The sequence below is a fragment of the Kitasatospora sp. SolWspMP-SS2h genome (genome assembly GCF_003259315.1).
Classification (GTDB): Bacteria; Actinomycetota; Actinomycetes; order Streptomycetales; family Streptomycetaceae; genus Kitasatospora; species Kitasatospora fiedleri.
On the sequence record NZ_QLLT01000020.1, the window covers coordinates 106,407 to 126,123 of the forward strand.

Consider the following 19,717-nt stretch of genomic DNA (forward strand, 5'->3'; position numbering starts at 1 on the left):
CGGGCAGCATTCCGCGTGTTTCCGGGCGCAAACGGCGCTCCACGGCCGGTGCGGCAAGGGCTCCGGACACCGGTGCGACCGGCTCGAACAGCGCGCCGGTCGGCACCCGACTCCCCATCGGGTGCCGAAGTGGGGCAGACTTCTGCGGCTGGTGCACCCTGCAACCGGCAGGCGGAGTCCGGACCAGGGCCGAATCTCCCGCACTCACCCACGCAACGCCGGACGGGCACCGATCGACGGGGGGTCCGATGACCTTGCACACTGCGGACGGCCCCGGCGACCCGTACCACCCCCAGGGCGGACCGTACGAGCAGGGCGCCCCGTACGAGCAGGGCGGACCGCGCCGGCCGGACACCGCGTACCGCCAGGGCGAGCCGCAGCCGCCGCAGGGCGGCCCGCACCCGCAGGGCGCCCCGTCCTACCCGCCGCCGGGCGGACCGCACCCGGGGCAGGACCAGCCGACCATGCAGCTGGGCCGGATCCCCGCGCAGGGGTTCGAGCAGTACGGCCAGCCGCCGCCCTTCCCGCCGCAGGCCCCCGCGCCGCAGACCCCCCCGCCGGGCGCCGAGCGGCCGGTACCGGCGCCGCGGGTCGGCGAGGAGCCGGACGGGCCAGAGCCCGCGGTCAAGAAGCCCGCCTCCACCGGCCGCAACGGCCTGATCATGGCGCTGGGCTCGCTGGCCTCCCGGGCGCTGGGCTTCGTGCGCAGCGCGGTGATCGTGGCGGCGCTGACCAACGGCCCGGTCGGCGAGGCGTTCAACGTGGCGAACTCGCTGCCGAACATCGTCTACATGATGCTGATCGGCGGCGCGCTGGCCTCGGTGTTCGTGCCGGAGCTGGTGCACGCGATGCAGACCCACCGGGACGGCGGCCAGGCGTACACCGACCGGCTGCTCACCCTGTGCGGCGTGATCCTGGTGGTGCTGACGGTCGGCGCGTTCCTGTTCGCCCCGCAGATCGTCGACCTGTACTCGCAGTTCGACGGCGCCCAGCGCGAGTTGGCGATCGACTTCGCCCGGTACTGCCTGCCGCAGATCTTCTTCTACGGCGTGTTCACCCTGCTCGGGCAGGTGCTGAACGCCCGCGACCGGTTCGGCGCGATGATGTGGACGCCGGTGCTGAACAACGTCGTGGCGATCGGCGTGTTCGGCGTCTACCTGGTGATCGGCCGGCACGCCTACCAGGTCGGCGACGTGACCTCCGGCGACACCCTGCTGCTCGGCCTCGGCTCGACCATGGGCATCGTGGTGCAGGCCGCCGCGCTGCTGCCCTCGCTGCGCTCCTCCGGCTTCACCTTCCGGCCGCGCTTCGACTGGCGCGGCGCGGGCCTGACCCGGCCGCTGCGCTCGGCGGGCTGGGCGCTGCTGCTGGTGGTGGCCACCCAGCTGTCCTTCGCGGTGATCACCAGCCTGGGCACCGGCGCGGGCAAGGCGGCGGCGGACGCGCACATCGCCGGCGGACGCGGCTACGCCGCCTACGCCAACGCCTACCAGCTGTTCGTCGTCCCGCAGGGCGTGATCACCATCTCGCTGGTGACGGCGCTGCTGCCGGGGATGGCGCGGGCCGCGACGGCCGGCGACTACCGGAAGATCGGCGAGGACCTGTCGGGGATGCTGCGTTCCTCGGCCGCGATGATCGTCACCGCCGCGGTGCTCTTCCTGGCGCTGGCCCCGCAGATCGCGATGGCCGCGTACGGCTACGGCTCCGGGCCGACCGTGCACGCCGACGCGATGGTGGTGGCCTCGCTGCTGATGGCCTTCTCGGTCGGCCTGCCCGCGTTCTGCGCCCAGTACGCGCTGGCCCGCGGCTTCTACGCGATGAGCGACGCGCGCACCCCGTTCTGGCTGACCCTGGTGACCACCGGCACCAACGCGCTGATGTGCTGGGTGGCGTACGAGACGCTGCCGCTGCGCTACAAGGTGGTCGGCATGGCGTTCGCGCACACCACGGCCGCGCTGGTCTCGGTGGCGGTGACCGGCATCGCGCTGGGCCGCCGGCTGTCCCGGGGCGCCGCCCCGGCGGCGGTGCCCGCGCAGGCCGGTCCGGGCCAGGGCCCGGACGCCACGATGGTGCTGCGCACCGACGCCTTCGCGCCGGGGGCGAACGCCACCGTGGACCTGGGCGTGCGGCGCGGCTGGCGGCGCGGCAGCGGGCTGGAGGGCGGCCGGCTGGTGGTGCTGCACCTGGGGCTGCTGGTGGCCTGCGCGCCGGGCGCGCTGGCCGCGCACTGGCTGGCCGGACGGTTCGGCGCGGGGCTGTTCGGCAGCCTGGCGGGCCTGGCCGCGGGCGCGCTGGCGGTGCTGCTCTCGCTGTTCGTGCTGGCCCGCCCGCTGGGCGTGGGCGCCTCGGTGGCCCCGTTCGCCCGCAAGCTGCGCATCCCGTACCCGACCCCGGCCCCGACCAGCGGCAAGCACCGGCGCTGAGGCGCGCCGCGCCGGTGTCGGCCGCGTCGCACCGGCTCCGGCGCGTCCCCACCGGTGCTCGGGGCCCTCGTCCGGACGGTAAAGGCCCGGTACGGGCCGCGCTGGACGCCCGGCCGGGCCGCGGGGGCCCGCGCGGGCGGCGCGCTACGCCGGGGCGTCCTCGGCGGCCTCCAGCCAGCCGAGGGCGGCGATCTGGATGCCGGCCTGGAAGCGGCTGCGGGCGTCCACCCGGACCATCAGGTCGGCCATCATCCGGCGGACGGTGCGCAGCGAGACGCCCAGGCGCTGGCCGGCGCGCTCGTCGGTGAGCCCGTCGGCGAGCAGGCGGAGCAGTTCGCGCTCCTGGCCGGTGAGGCCGTGCGGGTCGCGCTGGGGGCTCTTCTCGCCGAGCGGGCGGGCGTGCTCCCAGACCTGGTCGAACAGGGCGCGCAGGGCGGCGACCACGCCGGGGCTCTGGAGCAGGACGGCGCCCTTGCGGGGGTCGTCGGGGTCGATCGGGACGATGGCGGTGGCGTTGTCGACCACGATCATGCGCAGCGGCAGGGTGGGCGTGGTGCGGACGGCGCCGCCGAGGCCGTGCAGCCAGCGGGCGTACTGGACGGTGGCGGGGTCGTTGCGGACGCTGTCCTGGTAGACGGTGCGCATCCGGACGCCGCGTTCCAGGGTGTCCTGGTCGAGGGCGCGGCTGGCCTCCATGACGGGGGCGGGCTGCGGGCCGCCGGGGGCGAAGGAGAGCACCTCGGCGGTGGCGTCGGAGGCCAGTTGGATCAGCCGGTCGCGGACCTGGTCGAGGCTGGAGAGCATCTCGATGCCGCGCTGCCCGTCGGCGCCGGGGGCGTGGATGCTGGCGTACTCGGCGATCAGTCCGGCCATCGCGGCCCGGCTGCGCTCGGCCTCGCGCTGGCGGCGGGCCTCCTCTGCCTCCTGGTGGGCGAGCAGGGCGGCCAGGCCGCGTTCGGGGTTGACGGCGCGCCAGCGGGTGCCGCAGCTGGTGGGGCGGGTGAGGGCGAGGTCGGCGAGCCGGTCGAGGGCGTGGCCGACCTCGACCTCGGTGGAGTCGAGGTGGCCGGCCAGGCCGCCGGTGTCGAGGTCGGGGTGGAGCAGCATGGCGCGGTAGACCGCCTCGCCGAACGAGTCGAGCCCGATCGGGCCGCCGGCGGTCAAGATCCGGTCTTCCGCGTGCCCCGGCTCGGGTCCGTCCGCGTGGTTCTGCGCATGTCGACCTCCAGCGCGCCGTGGCGCGCCCCCCGGATTCCTGCTGACCGGGCGTCAGACTAGCGCTGACCGGTCACCGTCGAGAACTGGCTTGCGGAGATTCTGTCGTACAGGTGGGCGAGCCGTGAAGAGCGCCCGGCAACTGTCATATTCGTGCCAGGCGGGGATGTGACACCCGTCGTACCGCGCGGATCGGATGCGGATTTGCCACGCTGGACGGATGTACGCGATCCGCCTGGAGTTGGACCCGCCGCCCGCGCCGGGTCGGTGCGCGGTGTCCGCCGGGGCCGGTCCGGTGCGGGCCGCGCTGCTGCGGCTGCCGCTGGACGGGGCCCGGGTGTGCCACGTCCGGGTGCTGGAGGTCGCGGACGGGCTGGCGGCGATGTGCTTCCTGACGGCGGCGTCGCTGCTGTCGGCGGAGTGGGCGCTGCGGGCGGGCGCGGCGGCGCTGGTGGGGCCGGACGGGCCGCTGGCGGGCTGGTCGGTGGCGCTCTGCGAGGCGGACCCGTGGATCGCGCTGGGCACGTGGCAGGACAGCGCCCGTAGCTGACGGTACATCAACAACCCGGTGGCGGAGCTGGCACCACAGTGTCACGGCACTGTGGTGACAGCTCCGGCTACTGACACGGAGGTGCCACCGGGAGCACTCTCGTTGTTGTCGGCAGGACGACGGAGCGAGGAAGCGGGAGCAGCCCCCGGCGGGGGACGCGGATCGCACCGGGCACCTGACGACGGCTCACACCACACGCCCCGGTGGCAGCCCGGGGCATCAGCCGAACGCGAGAGGATCGGGCACTCCCATGGCGCTGAACATCCGAATTGTCACGATTGCGGTACTTGGTGCGCTGACGGTAGGCGGCGTCGCCACCGCCGCCGAACTGGCCGGCCCGGCACGTCCGGGCGCCGTCGTCACCGCCGACGGGGCGGTCGCCGGCGGTCCGCAGCAGCCCGGGGACGCGGCGGCCCAGAACGCCGTGGTCGGCGGCGGCGTCTCGGACCCGAGCCCGGTCCCGTCCGGCAGCCCGACCCCGACCAGCAGCCCGAGCGGCCCGCAGCAGTCCGGGACCTGGGGCTGGGGCTGATCGGACCGGAGCGGACCGGAGAGGCACGCGGATGACGACCGCACTGGAACGCCCGCTGGTGCAGCGGGCCACGGCCCACCGCTTCCCGGTCCCCGGGATCGCGGCGGCGACGGACCCGACCGGGATCCTGCTGGCCGACGGGCACCACCTGTTCCGCTCCGGCCTGGGGGCCCTGCTGGACCGGGAGGAGGACCTCGCGGTGGTCGTCGAGGCGGCCGGCGGGGAGGAGGCGGTCGCGGCGGCGGCCCGGGTGCGGCCCGCGGTCGCGGTGCTGGGGCTGGACCCGGAGCAGCCGGACGGGCCGGCGCTGGCCCGGCAGGTGCAGCAGGCGGCGCCGGGCGCGGCGGTGCTGCTGCTGGTGCCGGCCCTGCCGCGGACGGCGGAGCTGCGGCGGGCCCTGGTGGAGGGCGCGTCCGGGGTCCTGCTGAAGGACGTGCAGGCGCCCGCGCTGATCGCGGCGGTGCGCGAACTGGCCCGCGGCGGCCGGGTGTACGACCCGCGGCTGGTGCTGGACGTGGTGCGCACCGGGCAGGCCGGGCCGCTGAGCCGCCGGGAACTGGCGGTGCTGGGCGAGATCGCCGCGGGCAGCACGGTGCGGGAGGCGGCCGCGGCGCTGTCGCTCTCCCCGGGGACGGTGCGCAACTACGTCTCGGCGGCGATCGCCAAGACCCGGGCCCGCAACCGCTGCGACGCGATCCGGATCGCCCGCGAGTGCGGCTGGCTGTAGGCCGGCGGACCGCGGCCCGGGCAGGCCGCGAGGACGGCAGGACAGGAACGCAGGCTCGCCGACGACCCGTCAGATTCCCGCTGACGGGTCGCAGGCGTGCCTGCGTCCGGGCTCTGTGCGTAAGGGCGTTGTGCGTCCGGGCGTGGTGCGCCCGGGTGTCGCGCGTCAGGACGTCGCGCGGCCGGGTGCGGCGCGGCGGGCCGGTCAGAAGCTCTCGCCGAAGCCCTCCCCGGCGCGGGCGGCGGCCACCACGTCCGCGAAGCCGTGCGCGGTGCGCGGCACCCCGGCCGGGCGGCTGCCGATCAGGAACTCGCCGACCGAGGACTCCGCGGTCCAGTCCAGGCCGAGCGCCCGGGCGGCGGCGTCGGTGTCGCCGGAGCCGAGCCCGCACGGGGCCAGGCCCATCGCGGTGGCCACCAGGTAGAGGGTCTGGTAGAGCACGCCGACGTGCTTGAGGGTCAGCGCGTAGGCGATCTGGCTGTACTTCCAGGACAGCCGGCCGAACCGGCTGGTGACGGTGAGCAGCACCTGCGGGTCGACGGTGCAGGCGGTGGCGCGCCAGGCGGCGGTGACGAGTTCGTTGAACGCGGCCTCCTCGCCGGGGTGCTGGAACGGGCGGGGGCGCAGCCGGTGGGCGGCGGCGTCGTAGCGGTAGACGCCGGGCTCCAGGCCGACGCACTTGACCACCGAGAGGTAGACCTCCAGTTCGCCGGTGGCGCCGCCGGCCGGGTAGGGGCGCTCGACGCCGTCGTAGCCGTGCGGGTCGGCGGGGTCGCCGGGGATCACCCGGCGGACCCGGGCCACCCGGTAGAGCAGTTCGGCGAGCTGGTCGAGGGTGACCGGGGTGTCGGCGTAGGAGCGCACCGAGCGGCGGCCTTCGAGGACCTCGCTGAGCGCGGGGTCGCGGGCGACCACGGTGTCCCAGTCCGGGACGGGCAGGTCGATGCCCTCGCCCTCCTCGCGGGCGCCGGGGGTGGAGACGGCGGGCAGTTGCGGGACGTCCTGGTGGGCGAAGACGCCGCCGGTGGGGTAGTCGTGCCGGCCGGGGCGGCTGCGGGCGTGGAACAGCAGGTCGTGGAAGTCCCAGAGCGGGGCCTCGGAGCCCTGCCCGGCGTCCAGGAAGCCGCCGCCGGCCAGCAGTCCGGCCAGCGCCTCGCCCTCGCCGGGGGACATCCCGGCGAGCAGGGCGGCCTCCTCGGCGGTGCGGGAGGCGCTGAGCGCCGCCACGAAGGCCCCAGCGGCGGCCTGGTGGAGGGTGAGCCGGAACGGCGCCATCGGCGATTCGAGGACGCAGCTCTCGCCGTCCTGGCCCTGGCCGTCCGGCAGGCGGCGCAGGTAGGCGAACCGGGAGAGCACCAACCGGCCGGTGGGGCGGGCGAATCCGGGCAGCGCGGCGGAGCGGGCGATCGGCACGGCGGTGGCCAGCGGGGTGCCGAGCGGGTCGGCGACGGTGGTGGTGACCAGGTACGGGAAGCGTTCGAGCAGCTTCAGCAGCCGGACGTGGTCGAGCGCCAGCAGGTCGAGGTCGGCGTCGGAGCGGGTCAGGTCGAGCAGGGCGGCGACGGTGCGTTCGCCGAGCGCGTGGACGCGCTGGCGGCCCCAGGGGTGGGCGAGTTCGACGTCGGCGCCCTGGGCGGTGACCTCGACCTCGGGGCGCAGCCGGAGCAGGCGGCGCAGCGGGCGGTGGCCCCCGGTGGCGGGGGCGGGCGGCAGGTGTTCGATGACGGTCATGGGGACCTCCCCGGATGGGCGGGGCAGCCGGGCCCGGCTGCCCCGCGCGTCGGTCAGATGAAGATGGGGATGGGGTTGAGCTCGCTCTCCGGGGTCGGGGTGTCCAGCCAGCCGAGCCGGACCGGGACGTCGTAGAGCCGGCCGGGCGCGAACCTGGCCCAGAAGTGCCGCATGCCGGGGACGATCACCCGGGCGACGGGCAGCCCCACGTCGGGGCGGGTCTGGTCGGCGACCAGGAACTCCATGCCGCGGTCCTCGACGATCCGCTGCACCAGGGCGAGGTCGTCGGCCAGGTCGGCCCCGGCGAGCGGGAGCCAGCTGGCGGGGGTGGAGCGCGGGGCGTGCGGGTCGGGCAGCAGGTAGGGCTGGTTGGCGACGGTGGCGGTGGTCCACCAGGCCTTCTGCTCGGGGTCGGCGCCCGCGTAGCTGACCTTGCCGTGCTCGTCCCCGGCGACCGGGCCGAGGAACTGGTTCATCTCGGTGAGGGCCCGGGTGAGCGCGATGTGCGGGTCGAGGTGGGCGCCGAACGCGATCAGCACGTCCTCGTTGGCGCCGTCGCGCCCGGCGTCGAGCCTCCGGGAGAACGCGCCGACGACGGGGATGCCGAAGTCGGCGGTCAGGTCGAGCGCCCAGACCTCCCGGCGCAGGCCGCGGTAGACCTCGCGGAGCTGGTCGACGTACGGGTCGCCGAAGGAGTCCAGGTCGACGGCCGGGCGCTGGACCCGGTTGTACCACCACAGCGCGACCGCGTCCCGCTCGACGAGTTCCAGGAAGCCCTGGAGCACGGCGTCCTCGAAGGAGGTGCCGGCCGCGCAGCCGTTGGAGTCGCCCGCGGCGTAGAACCGGCCGCTGTGCCGGTAGCCGTAGTACATCGCCTGGGTGGGCAGCCAGCGGTGCCGCTGCTCGGTCAGCGACCAGGCCGGGGACCACTCGATCGGGTCGTCCGCGTGGAACGGGACGGGCACGACGTTGAACATCGACTGCTTGACGTTCCAGCGGTCGCGCTCGGCGTACTGCCGGTCGGAGTAGAGCAGGGTGCGGGCGGGGTGGATCGCGGCGTCGCCGAGTTCGGCGAAGGTCGCGGTGCGGCGGGCCTCGTCGCCCTGGAAGACGCCGGAGAAGCGCTCCATGGCCTCGCCGAGCGCGGAGGCCCGGGCCTGCACGTCGGTGCGGCCCTTGCCGCAGGAGACCGAGCGCAGGCCGGTGCGCAGCTGCTTGAGGTCGCCGCTCTGCCGGGACAGGTTCTGCCCGGAGACGTAGACCCGCAGGCCGGTGGGGGTGCGGGCGGCGGGGACGAGGGTGGTGACCACGCCGGTGATCGGGCTGAGCTGGGGGCGGTACTTCTCCAGCATGTCCTCGGGCGAGGCGGAGCGGTGGCCGCCGTCGGCGGTGAACGCCTTGGGGCGGGACTCGAAGGCGACGGGGGCGAGTTGGCGGCGCTCCATGATCGCGTCGTCGCCGCAGGACGGGCACTGCGGGCGGCGCACCAGGACGTGCTTCTCGCTCTCCAGCAGCACGGTGTCCAGGGTGGTGACGGCGGGCTGCGGCGGGCGGGCGCCGGCCAGCCACTTGGCGGTCTCCAGGGCGGCGAGCTGGGTGCCGAGCGCCAGGGTGGCGGGCAGGTGGGCGCCGGCGGTGGGGATCGGCTGGTCCTGGCCGAGGCGGTGCTGGAGGTAGCTGAGCGACTGCCGGTTGGCGGACAGCCGGTGCGCCAGGCACTCCCAGCAGCCGGAGCCGCCGGCGCCCCCGGTGCCCCCGGTGCCCCCGGTGCCCCCGGCGTCGGGTTCGAAGACCGGGCCGACCCAGACGATCGAGCCGACCGGGCGGGCCAGCAGCCAGGGGCGGCCGTCGGCGAGGGCCCGCCGGTTGCGCTCGGCCAGGCCGGGGTGCAGGTAGTCCTCGGTGAGCGCGACGGTGAACGCGGCGTCCTGGTCGACGGTGACGCCGGCCGCGGCCAGCGCGGCCAGGAACGGCGCGGCGTCCAGCTCGCCGTACACCTCGACCCGGACGGTGGCGCCGCGCAGCGCGGCCATCGCGGTGTCGCCGTCCTGCCCGGCCATCTCGAAGAAGGCCGCGCCGGGGCGGTCGGTGGCCGGGTCGGCGGCGGTCACCCAGCCGCCGGCCCGGAGCTTGTCGACGCCCGCGCGCAGCTTGTCGGCCGGGACGACGCCGTCCAGGGCGGCGCCGATCTGCTCGGCGGTGCGGGTGCCGTCCAGCAGCGGGGCGAGGGCCTGGGCGAGCCTGCCGTCGACCACCGAGACGCCGCGCTCGGAGACCAGGTAGACGGCCTCGCCGTCGACCACGTACGGGGTGAAGTGGCGTTTGAAGCCGATGAGTTCGGACATGGCGGGTACTCCTCGAAGCGGCGCGCGGTCAGCGCAGGGTGGCGAGCGGGGCGGCGGAGGCGTCGTGCAGGCGCAGCAGCAGCAGGCCGACGGCGACGGTGCCGTCCAGCGCGCCGAGGTTGACGGCGTCGTGCGCGGCCCGGTCCGGGAACCAGGTGCCGTGCAGGCGGTGGCGGGTGAGCAGTTCGCGGACCATCAGGGCGGCGGCCTCGCGGCCGTCGTAGAACGGGCCGGGCAGCAGCGCCTCGGTGGCGTCCTCGGGCAGCGTGTGGACCAGGCCCGCCTCGGCGGCGGTGAGCGCCTCGGTGGCGGCGGAGAGCAGGGCGCGGCCGGTGAGGGCAGCGAGTTCGGGGCCGGTGACGGGCGGGGCGAGCGCGCCCAGGTCGGCCTGGTCGACGGCGTCGGCGCCGAGCGAGACGGCGGTGTCCAGGCAGGCCAGGCGCCCGGAGCGGGTGCCGGTGGCGAAGCGGTGCGCGTGCAGCCGGGCCCGGACGTCCTCGGGGTCGGCGAGCAGCGCGGGGGCTTCGGCGAGGGTGCGGGCGAGCGCGGCGGCGATCGAGTCGGCGCCGCCGGGGACGAGCTCCAGGAAGTCGAACGCGGTGTGCTCGTCGGCGAGCCGGTCGAGCGCGCCGGCGGCCAGCTCCCGGACGCCCTGGTCGGTGTCGGGGTGGCTGCCGCCCGCGCGGCGCAGCCGCAGCAGGTTGAGCAGCAGGCCCGCGCTGCCCAGCGGCACGTCGGCGTGCGGGACCCGGCTCGGGCGGCCGGGCCGGTTGGAGGCGGACTCGGCGACCGACAGCGCGCCGGGCACCAGGGCCTGGGCGGCGGTGAGGAAGTCGGCCTCGCCGAGCAGCAGCCCGCCCCGGGCCAGGCCGTGGATGATCGCGCCGGGGCCGAAGAAGCCGCCGGGGACGGGCGCGCCGGAGGCCAGCCGGGAGTCGCCGGCGAACGCGAAGGCCATCGGCTCCTTCGGGTCGATCAGCGCGGCGGCCTCGGCGAGCAGGCCGTGCGCGGCCCGGTGGAAGCGCGGTTCGCCGGTGGCGGACCAGAGTTCGGCGAGCAGCAGGGCGATGCCGAGGGTGCCGGAGGTCAGGTCGGGGCCGAGCGCCTCGACCTGGCGCAGGCCGGTGCCCGGGTACCAGCTCTGGCCGAGCCAGCCGGTGGGGCGCCGGTCGGCGAGGATGCGGTCGCCGAGTGCCGTGGCGGCGGACAGCAGTTCGCCGGGGCTGGGCGGCTGAACGGCGCGCAGCGGCCGGGCGGGCGCCGCCGGGGGCCGCTCGGTGCCGGCCCGGGCGGCGTCCGCGCAGCCGGAGAGCACCGCGACGTGGCCCTCCAGGTCGAAGCCGTCGAGTTCGGCGACCCGCAGCTGGAGGCGCTGCCAGCCGGTGGACTGGAAGTGGCCGGGGATCTCCCGGCCGTCGGCGGTGAACACCGAGGAGGAGGTGGTCAGCGAGCGGAAGAACGGGATGTCGAAGGAGCGGAAGGAGTCGAGCTCGGCGAGCACCACCTCCAGCAGGTCGCCCCGGGCCGCGTCGCCCGCGCGGGCGGTGACGGCGCCGCGCAGCGCCCCGGCGATGACGGTCTCCCGGGTCGCGCCGTCGTCCAGCGCGAACGGGCTGGTGGAGGCCCGCAGGATCTTGTAGCCGTCCCAGGTGTGGCGCCAGATGTAGCGCACCCAGATGCCCCGGAACCCGCTCAGCGGCCCTTCGGGGTCGGCGAGTTCGCCGCGCAGCCGGTGCAGGGCGGCGTGCATCTCGCGGTAGCCGTCGACCACCTCGTCGGTGTACTGCCACGGGTCGGCGGGCTGCCCGTCGTGCACCGGGCGGTAGGCGGGCAGCGGCAGGGCGGGCACGCCGGGGGCGCTCTCCAGGCTGCCGACCCGGGACAGGCAGCCGATGTCGAGGGCGTCGGTGCGTCCGGCCGGGGTCCACGCCTGGAAGGCCATCGCGGTGCGCACCACGGTGGTCTCCAGCTCGTCCAGCAGGCCGTGCTGTCCGGCGGTCAGCACCGGCGGGGCCTGGACGCGCGGGTAGAGCAGGCACTCCAGGTCGATCAGGACGGGGTGCTCGCCGTCGGCCAGCAGGTTGTCCGCCCACAGGTCGCGGCCCTCCAGCAGCTGCACCAGCCGGATGGTCATGCCCAGGCGGCGGTAGAACCGGGCGAAGCCCGCGCGGTCGGCGCAGGGGCGGGAGGGGACCAGTTCCTCCCAGCCGTAGTCGCCGGAGCAGTCGGTGCTGAGCGAGGCGCCGTGGCCGTCGTCGCCCCGGTCGGAGCGGATCAGCACGGTGCGCAGCGGCAGGTCGAGGGAGAGCTCCCGGTTGAGCCGTTCGACCAGGCCGAGGAAGGCGGTGGCGTGCCGCATGTCCTTGGGCTTGTAGACCACGCCCGCGCCGCTCTCGAAGCGCAGCAGCGCCACCGAGCGGCCCTGGGCGTGCCGGTCGCCGGCGTCGCCGTGCACGGAGTCCAGCGCGCCCGGGTCGGCGCCGCCCCACATCTCGGCCACCAGGCCGGCCCGGTCGGCGGCGAGCCGGGCGAACATCTCGGTGTACATCTCCTGCCACTGCCGGCAGACGGTGCCGATCAGGTGGGCCAGCGCGGGCAGCCGCTCCAGCCGGGCCAGCCAGCCCGCGGCGGAGGCGTCCGGGCCGCCCTCGGCGTCCCAGCCGGTGGCGCGGGGGCGGCCGGTGGCGAGCTGGAACTCCTGGCAGAGCGTCAGGTTGGCGGCCTCGACCAGCCGTCCGGCGAGGGTGCCGACCACGTCGGCGCGGCCCTTCGCGGTGACCGGGACGCCCAGCACGGAGCCGTCCCCGGCGGGCAGCAGGGCGTCGGCGGCGGCCCGGAAGCCGGCCGCGACCGCGCCCGGTCCGGTGGCGGGCGCCTCGCTCTGGGCGCGCAGGAACACCGCCAGCGCGTGGGCCCAGGAGGGCAGCGCGGCCGGGTCGGTCAGCCGGACCCGGCGCAGGCCCTCGCCGAGCGGACGGCCGGTCTCGGCGAGGTGGTCGAGCAGCACCCCGGCGGAGCGCTGGTCGCCGGCGGCCCGGCGCAGCCAGGTCTCGACGGCGGCGGCGCGGCTGCGCCGGTCCTCGGCCGGGTCGGGGGTGAACAGGGCCCGCCCGTCGTCGCGGGCGGCGGCGCGTTCCTCGAAGCTCGCCGCGGCGGCGATCACGGCGTGCAGCCGCTCGTCGGCGCCGGGCAGGCCGGGCAGCAGGGCGGCGGTCGGGGCCGCGTGGCCCGGGGTCCCGGGGGTGCGGAGCCAGGTCTGAACGTCGAGCGACATCTCACATCTCCTGGAAGCGGGCGAGGCGGGTGAACAGGGGGTCGGTGCCGAGCAGTTCGCGGTAGGTGCCCTCGGCGGACACCCGGCCCCCGTCCAGCACGTAGATCCGGTCGGCGGTGCGGATGGTGCTCAGTCGGTGGGCGATCACCAGGCGGGTGCGGTCGAGTCCGGCGACGGCCTCGGCGACCCGCTGCTGGGTGGCGTTGTCGAGCGCGGAGGTGGCCTCGTCGAGCAGCAGCACGGCCGGGTCGCGGACCAGGGCCCGGGCCAGCAGCAGGCGCTGCACCTGGCCGCCGGAGAAGCCCTGGGCGTCCTCGCCGACCCGGGTGCCCAGGCCCATCGGCAGGGCGCGCAACTCATCGGCGATCCCGGCGAGTTCGGCGGCGTGCCAGATCCGGTCCTCGGCGACGTCGGGGTCGGCGCCGGCCAGGTTCTCCAGCAGCGAGCCGCGCAGCATCCGGCCGTGCTGGAGCACCGAGCCGAGCTGGCGGCGCACCAGGCGGGCGTCCAGCGAGGCCAGTTCGCGGCCGTCGTAGCGGACCGCGCCGGATTCGGGCCGCTCGAAGCCGAGCAGCAGCCGGATCAGGGTGGACTTCCCGGCGCCGGACGGGCCGACCACGGCGACGAACTCGCCGGGCTCGGCGCGCAGCGACACCCCGTCCAGGGCGGGCAGCGCGCTGCCCGGGTAGCGGAACACCACGTCCTCCAGGGCGAGTCGCCCCTCCAGCCGGCCGGGGTCGGTGAGCTGTCCGGCCCGCTCGGCGGCGTTCACGGCCGGTTCGGCGAGGATCGGGCGCAGCCGCTCCAGCACCGGGGCGACGCCGTACGCGCCGACCGCGGCGTGGGTGACCTGGCCGAGCGCCAGGGCGACCTGTCCGGCCGCCACCCCGGCGGCCATCAGGTGCCCGGCCTCGGCGGCCGGGCCGAAGGTCGCCCCGGCCAGCAGGACGGCCAGCAGCAGCGGCTGGAGCGCGGTGGTCAGCGCGCTCGACAGGGCCTCGCTGCGCATCGCGGCGGCGTCGGCCCGCTTCTGCCCGGCGAACGGGGCGGCCCAGCGGGCGAACGCCTGGATCTCCCGGCCGGCGGTCTGGATCTTGTCGATGCCCAGCAGCAGCCCGTACAGCACTCCTTGGAGCTGCCCGTGGGCCGCGTACACCCGGGACTCGTGCTCCTGGCGGCGACGGCCGAGCAGCAGCAGCGCGGCCGTCACCGCCAGCACGGCGAGCAGCAGCAGCCCGCCGAGCCGCCAGTCCACCAGCAGCAGGACCGTCAGCCCGGTGACGGCGAACACCGCACCGAGTACGGCGCCCACCAGCACCTCCGAGAGGGCCTGGCGGGCCTGCGCCACCGCGTTCGCCCGGTGCACCAGGTCACCCGTGGTGTAGTCGCGGAAGAACCTGGCGTCCTGGGCCAGCAGCCGGTCCCAGACGGCGGGTTCGAGCGCGTGCTGCACCCGGCTGGTGAGCCGGACGGCGGCGGTGTTGCGGACCAGCGTGAGCAGCCAGGACGCCACCACTGCGGAGCCCAGCAGCACGGCCAGCCAGCGCACCGGGTGCCGTTCGGCCAGCAGCAGGCCGGGCAGCAGCACTCCGGTGGAGAGCGGGACGAGCAGGCCGAGCAGCGCCGACACCAGACCGGCCAGGCTCAGCACTCCCAGGTCCCGGCGGGCACCGGGCACGGCGAGGGCGAAGCGCAGCAGGTCGACCGGGGTCGGGCACCCCGGCGGCAGCGGCGGGTACAGCAGTAGCGCCTGGCGGCTCAACTCCGCACGGGTGGCAGCCCGTTCGGAGCCCGGGTCGTGGCGGCGGTGCCGTCCGGCCCGGGGTATCAGGGCGATCGGCCGGCCGTCCTCGGCGGCGAACGCCACCATCGGCCCGGCCGTGCCGGTCTCGTCCCCGTCGGCGAGGGTGACCGGGCGCCAGCGCACCCCGGCCCGGCGCAGCAGCGCCGTGACCGGGTCGGCGGCGTCCCGCACCACGGCGGGGATCTCCTTCGGCACCGGCACTCCCAGCGCCCGCAGCACCTCCCGCGCCAGGTCCGCGCGGTGGCGCGGCGCTGTCGGCGTGGTGCCGCCGTGGCGCGGGGAGGTGTGCGGACGGGTGACGGTGCCGAACTCGGCCAACGCGTCCGCGAGTGCGGTCCGGTTGGCGGCCGCGGTGGCGTCGGCCCGGGTCGCCGGGTCGCGCTCCTCGTCCTCCGCGGCGGTCTGCGGTCCGCCCCGACGGGCGGCGGTCGTGGTGCTCATGCCTGCTCCTCCGTCCGAACGGTGCGGTTCTCGGTGGTGGTCGTGGCGGCCGTGGCAGCGGTCGCGGTCGCGGCCGTGGTGCCGGCGGTGGCGGGGGCGGGGGTCTTCCGCTCGGCGTCGCGCAGCAGCTCCCGGTAGGGGCCGTCCTGCTCGGCGAGTTCGGCGGGCGGGCCCTGCTGGACGATCCGGCCGGCCTCGATCACCACCACCCGGTCGGCCGCCTGTATGGTGCTCAGGCGGTGGGCCAGCACCAGGCAGCTGACGCCGCGGCGGCGCAGGTGCTCGTTGACGGCGGCCTCGGTGTGGGCGTCCAGGGCGCTGGTGGCCTCGTCGAGCACCACCAGGACCGGGTCGAGGGCCAGGGCCCGGGCGATCTCCAGGCGCTGGCGCTCGCCGCCGGACCAGTTCCGGGCGTCCTCGTCGATCCGGGCGTCCAACCCGCCCCGGCGGCGCACCAGTTCGGTGGCCTCGGCGTCGGCGAGCGCCCGGTGCAGGGCGCCCTCGCCGGCCGACGGGTCCCAGAGCGTCAGGTTCTCCCGGACGGTGCCCTCGAAGAGCCGCAACTGCTGCTCCACGTAGGCGACCTGGGCGGTGACGGTGCCCCGGTGCCAGTCGTCGCGGGGCCGCCCGTCGAGCAGCACCTCGCCCTTCCAGGGGCGCAGCACGCCCGCCGCGAGCCGGGCCAGCGTGGACTTGCCGCTGCCGCTGCCGCCGACCACCGCGACCCACTCGCCGGGGGCGATCCGCAGCGAGATCCCGGCGAGGGCCGGCGGCCGGTTCGGGTCGTAGCCGAACTCCAGCCCGCGCAGCTCCAGTTCGCCGCGCAGCCGGACCGGTTCGGCCGGGGCGTCGAGCACCGGGACGAGGTACGGGTCGACCTCGCTGGTCTCGATGTCCTCCAGCAGCGCGTTCTGCGCCCGGGCGACCGTGAACTCGGCTCCGGTGCCGACGAGTTGGGAGACCGGCAGGAGAAAGCCGTTGAGCAGCAGCAGGAAGGCCAGCAGGGTGCCGAAGGAGAGCGAGCCGGCCAGCAGCAGCACCGTCCCGGCGACCACCGCGGCGGCCGCGGCGGCCGAGTTGAGCGCGCCGGGCAGCGAGAGCGGCACCAGGACGCTCTCGGCGACCCGCTGCCCGGTGTGCGCGGCCCGGGCCTGCCAGCCGGCCCAGGAGCGGAACAGCGCGTCCTCCGCGCCCTCCGCCTTGACCGTCTCGATCGCCGACACCCCCGCGAACGCGACACCGTCCCGCTTGTGGCCCTCCGCGTGCAGCCGGTGGATCGTGCCGCCGCGCCGCCGGTCCGCGGAGCGCAGCGCGAGCGCGTCCAGCACCGCGACCGCCACCGGGATGGCGGCGAGCTTCGGCGCCAGCCAGAGCAGCGCGGTCAGGTGCACGGCGGCGGCGGCCAGCGAGGAGGCCGCGCCGGCCACCCGGTAGGACAGCAGGTTGGCCAGGCCGTCGTTGAGCTGCACCCGGGTGACCAGGCCGCCGAGCTGGCGGCGGTGGAAGAACGCGCCGGGCAGCCGCAGCATCCGCCACAGGAAGGACGCCGAGGAGCGGGCGGCCATCGCCTCCAGCACCCGGTTGACCAGCGCGGAGCGCAGCCAGTTCCCGGCCAGCACCAGCCCGGCGACCGCCAGCCCGGCCAGCGTCAGCGGCAGCGCCCAGCCGCTCGCGCCGCCGTTGACCACGGTCGCCAGGTAGGTGCGCAGCAGGAACGCGGAGGCCACGCCGGGCACCGTCATCAGCATGCCGACCAGCACCGCGACCAGCATCGGCCACGCGTACGGCCGCATCCGGGCGGTCAGCGAGCGCAGCAGCGGGAAGCGGCGCCCGCCGCGTTCGAAGTCGGGGCCGGGCTCGAAGCCCACCGCGATGCCCGCGAAGGAGTCCCAGAACTCTGCCGGAGTCGCCGAGTAGGAGCCCAGCGACGGGTCGTTGACGTGCACCCGGCCGCGCCTGACGCCCTCGAAGACCGCGAAGTGCGGGCCGGTGACCAGCACCATCGACGGCACCGGCACCGCGCCGAGCCCCTCCAGCCGGTCGTCCTCCCGCCGCACCACCCGACGCCCCCGGGCCAGCAGCCCGTACCGCCCGGCGGCCCGCGCGACGGCCGCCGCGCTCACCCCGTCCCGGCTGACCCCGCAGGCCCGGGACGCCTCGTTCAGCGTCACCCGCCGCCCGAACGCCCCGAGCAGGACTGCGAGGCAGGCCGCCCCGCAGTCCTGCTCCTCCATCTGCGGCACGACGGGCGTGCGGAGGTAGGTGCGCGGCTTGGGCTCGGGCTCGCTCTTGGTCCTGCTCTTCTCGGGCCCGGGCTTCTCGGCCCGGGGTTCCGCCTTTTTCGGCCCCGTCCCCGGCTCGCCGCTGTTGGCGGTGCGCGGCTCGGTGGCGGGCGGTTCGACGGCGGCGGTGCGGGTGGGCTTCATCGCTTGGCCTCCTGTCCGAGCACCGCCTGGTACGGGTGCCGGCTGCCGAGGTCGACCCGGACGTCCAGCGCCAGCGGGCCGTTCAGCGCGACGCCCTGCGGGAGCCGGGCGTACGCCACCCAGACGGGCGCGGTGCCGGCGGGCAGGCCGGGGACGGCGACCGGCAGGGTGCCGTCGAGCGAGTCGGCCCGGGCCGGCAGCGGCTCGACCCGGTCGACGACGGCGCGGATCGCTCCCCCGCCGGGCACCGGGACCAGTACGGGCAGGCCGGGGGCGAGCTTCGCGGCGTCCTTCGGGTCGTCCACCAGCAGCCGGACGGTGGCCGGTGCGGCGCTCGCGTCCAGGGTCAGCACGGGTGATCCGGCGGCGAGCCGGTCTCCGGGGGCGGCCAGCAGCGCGCTCACGGTGCCGGCCGCGGGAGCGGTGACCTCGGTGGTGGCCTCCTCCGCGCCGACCAGTGCGAGCACCTGCCCGGCCGTCACCCGCTCCCCCGGGCGGACCTTGAACTCCAGGACGCTGCCCGGGTGTTCGGCGGCCACCCGGACGGGGGCGTCGCCGTGGGCGGCGACCGCGTGCACGGTCAGGGTGTGCGGGAGCTTGCCCCACACCGTCCAGCTCGCGCCCGCGCCGACGGCCAGCACCAGCGCGGCGCCGGCCAGCCACAGCCGGGCCCCGACCAGCCGTACGGGCTGGTCGAGTCCGGGCTCCAGGACGGCGGCGGCCCGGGCGGCGGCGACGGCGGCGACGGCGTTCCGCGCCCGGGACTCCGCCTCGGTCTCGCGCGGTGTCCCCGTGTCCTGCCCCGTGTTCCCGCTCGGGTCCTGTCCTGTGTTCCCGCTCGTGTCCTGCTTCGTGCGCTTGTGATGCGGCTCCGCGGCCTGCCGGTCCGTGGTGATGCTCATGCCGCCACCTCCATCAGCTCGGGCACCGGCGCGGTCCGCGGCGGGCAGACCACCGGCAGTTCGCGGACCCCGCCGAAGGCGAACTGCTCGGTCGGGCGGGCGGTGGCGTCGGTCAGCGTGGTGCTCAACTCCCTGGTGGCGTCGGCCTCGGCGAGGCCGCGCAGGACGGCGGAGCCGGCGATCAGGGAGAGCGGTGCGCCCAGGCAGTGGTGCGGGCCGTGGCCGAAGGCGAGGTGCTGGCGCTCGGCGCGGTCGAGGTCGAAGCGGTCGGGGTCGGCGAAGCGGCGCGGGTCCCGGTTGGCGGCGGCGTACAGCAGCATGGCGACGCTCCCGGCCGGGACGACGGTGTCGCCGAGCGCGACCTCCCGGGTCAGCGCCCGGGCGCTGGCCCGGACGGGGCTGCCGAGCCGCTGGGCCTCGTCGAACACGGCGGCGGCCAGCGCGGGCTCCTCGCGCACCCGGGCGGTCAGGCCGGGGGTGCGGATCAACTCCCAAGCGGCGACGGCCAGTCCGGAGGTGAGCGTCTCCAGCCCGTTGGCCAGCAGCATCACCACGAAGGCGAGCAGTTCCTCGGTGTCGAGCCGGCCCTCGCCGCGCGCGGCGGCCAGTCGGCTGATCAGGTCGTCGCCGGGGTCGGCGGCCCGGGCCGCGCACAACTCCTCGACGTAGGCGTGGAATTCGGCGAACTCGGCGTCCAGCTCGGCGGCCTCGGGGCCGCTGCCGAAGGGGTCGAGCATCGAGCGGGCCACCAGGCTCGCCCAGCCGGTGATCCGGCCCTGCTCGGAGTCGGGGACGTCGAGGATGGCGCAGGAGACCGCGACCGGCAGCGGGACGGCCAGGTCGGCGACGAGCTCGAAGGAGCCGGCGGCGATCAGCGGGGCGAGCAGCCGGGCGGCGGTGCTCTCGATCCGCTCGCGCATCTGCTCCAGCCGGCGGTGGCTGAACGCGGCGGTGGCGAGCCGCTTGAGCCGGGTGTGGTCGGCGCCGTCGCGCATCGGCAGCATCCGGTTGACCACCTTGAGCAGCGCGGTGTTGCCCGCCCGGGGCAGGCCGACGGTGGTCGGGTCGACGTTGGTCCCGGGGTTCATCAGGACGGTGAGGATCTCCTGGTAGCCGGAGACCACGTACAGCGGGCCGAGGTCCAGGACCGGTGCCTCGGTCAGCAGCCGGCGGTAGAGCGCGGGTGGGTCCTGCTGAGCGGCGGGCTGCTGGATGAACCGCGTCAGCTCGTGCCGGAGGCTGTCCATGCCCGGCTCTCCTTCAATCTGGCGGTGGGGCTGGGGTGTCGGGGTCCGAGTGCCGGGGTTGCCGGGTGGGGGGTGCGGGGGTGGGCCGCCGGAGAGCGGA

General features: G+C 76.3%; 12 protein-coding genes. 4 read left to right on the forward strand and 8 right to left on the reverse strand.

The features are described 5' to 3' along the window. Positions 1 to 248 precede the first annotated feature (248 nt). Positions 249 to 2,423 carry a murein biosynthesis integral membrane protein MurJ gene (murJ, locus tag K353_RS24340; RefSeq protein WP_233533800.1) on the forward strand — a complete coding sequence of 725 codons (2,175 nt, stop codon included), beginning with the start codon at positions 249 to 251 and terminating at the stop codon, positions 2,421 to 2,423. Positions 2,424 to 2,567: 144 nt separating this feature from the next. Here murJ and K353_RS24345 read toward each other — a convergent pair whose 3' ends face one another. After that, a complete protein-coding gene (locus tag K353_RS24345) occupies positions 2,568 to 3,587 on the reverse strand; it encodes a LuxR C-terminal-related transcriptional regulator (RefSeq protein ID WP_370447645.1) in 1,020 nt (339 codons plus the stop codon). A 271-nt stretch (positions 3,588 to 3,858) separates the two neighbouring features. On the opposite strand from K353_RS24345, the gene K353_RS24350 reads away from it, so the two are divergent. From K353_RS24350 to K353_RS24360, 3 genes are all read left to right on the forward strand, one after another. Next, entirely contained in the window at positions 3,859 to 4,188 is a 330-nt protein-coding gene (locus K353_RS24350) for a hypothetical protein (RefSeq protein WP_111555684.1), read from the forward strand. A 250-nt stretch (positions 4,189 to 4,438) separates the two neighbouring features. Then, positions 4,439 to 4,720, forward strand: a complete 282-nt coding sequence (locus tag K353_RS24355; protein ID WP_111555685.1) for a hypothetical protein — start codon at positions 4,439 to 4,441, stop codon at positions 4,718 to 4,720. A 31-nt stretch (positions 4,721 to 4,751) separates the two neighbouring features. Continuing rightward, on the forward strand, positions 4,752 to 5,447 hold the full coding sequence (locus tag K353_RS24360) for a response regulator transcription factor (RefSeq protein WP_111555686.1): 696 nt from the start codon (positions 4,752 to 4,754) through the stop codon (positions 5,445 to 5,447). Positions 5,448 to 5,651: 204 nt separating this feature from the next. On the opposite strand, the gene K353_RS24365 is transcribed toward K353_RS24360, so the two are convergent. The 7 genes from K353_RS24365 to K353_RS24395 are packed head-to-tail and all read right to left on the reverse strand — an operon-like array spanning position 5,652 to position 19,617. Next, on the reverse strand, positions 5,652 to 7,178 hold the full coding sequence (locus K353_RS24365; RefSeq protein WP_111555687.1) for a SagB family peptide dehydrogenase: 1,527 nt from the start codon (positions 7,176 to 7,178) through the stop codon (positions 5,652 to 5,654). 53 nt (positions 7,179 to 7,231) lie between these two features. Beyond that, positions 7,232 to 9,523, reverse strand: coding sequence for a TOMM precursor leader peptide-binding protein (locus tag K353_RS24370; protein WP_111555688.1), 2,292 nt, complete (start codon positions 9,521 to 9,523; stop codon positions 7,232 to 7,234). Positions 9,524 to 9,551: 28 nt separating this feature from the next. Then, positions 9,552 to 12,797, reverse strand: a complete 3,246-nt coding sequence (locus tag K353_RS24375; RefSeq protein WP_111555689.1) for a type 2 lanthipeptide synthetase LanM — start codon at positions 12,795 to 12,797, stop codon at positions 9,552 to 9,554. 1 nt (position 12,798) lies between these two features. Beyond that, positions 12,799 to 15,042 (reverse strand): ATP-binding cassette domain-containing protein, encoded by a 2,244-nt coding sequence (locus K353_RS24380; protein ID WP_111555690.1) that lies wholly within the window; start codon positions 15,040 to 15,042, stop codon positions 12,799 to 12,801. Next, positions 15,039 to 17,468: an ATP-binding cassette domain-containing protein gene (locus K353_RS24385; RefSeq protein WP_111555691.1), complete on the reverse strand. Its 2,430-nt coding sequence runs from the start codon at positions 17,466 to 17,468 to the stop codon at positions 15,039 to 15,041. Before K353_RS24385 ends, K353_RS24380 begins: the two co-directional genes overlap by 4 nt. Next, positions 17,465 to 18,370 carry an acetyl-CoA carboxylase biotin carboxyl carrier protein subunit gene (locus tag K353_RS24390; protein WP_111555692.1) on the reverse strand — a complete coding sequence of 302 codons (906 nt, stop codon included), beginning with the start codon at positions 18,368 to 18,370 and terminating at the stop codon, positions 17,465 to 17,467. Before K353_RS24390 ends, K353_RS24385 begins: the two co-directional genes overlap by 4 nt. Further along, positions 18,367 to 19,617, reverse strand: coding sequence for a cytochrome P450 (locus K353_RS24395; protein WP_111555693.1), 1,251 nt, complete (start codon positions 19,615 to 19,617; stop codon positions 18,367 to 18,369). The genes K353_RS24390 and K353_RS24395 overlap by 4 nt, the downstream gene beginning before the upstream one ends. Between the last annotated feature and the right edge of the window lie 100 nt (positions 19,618 to 19,717).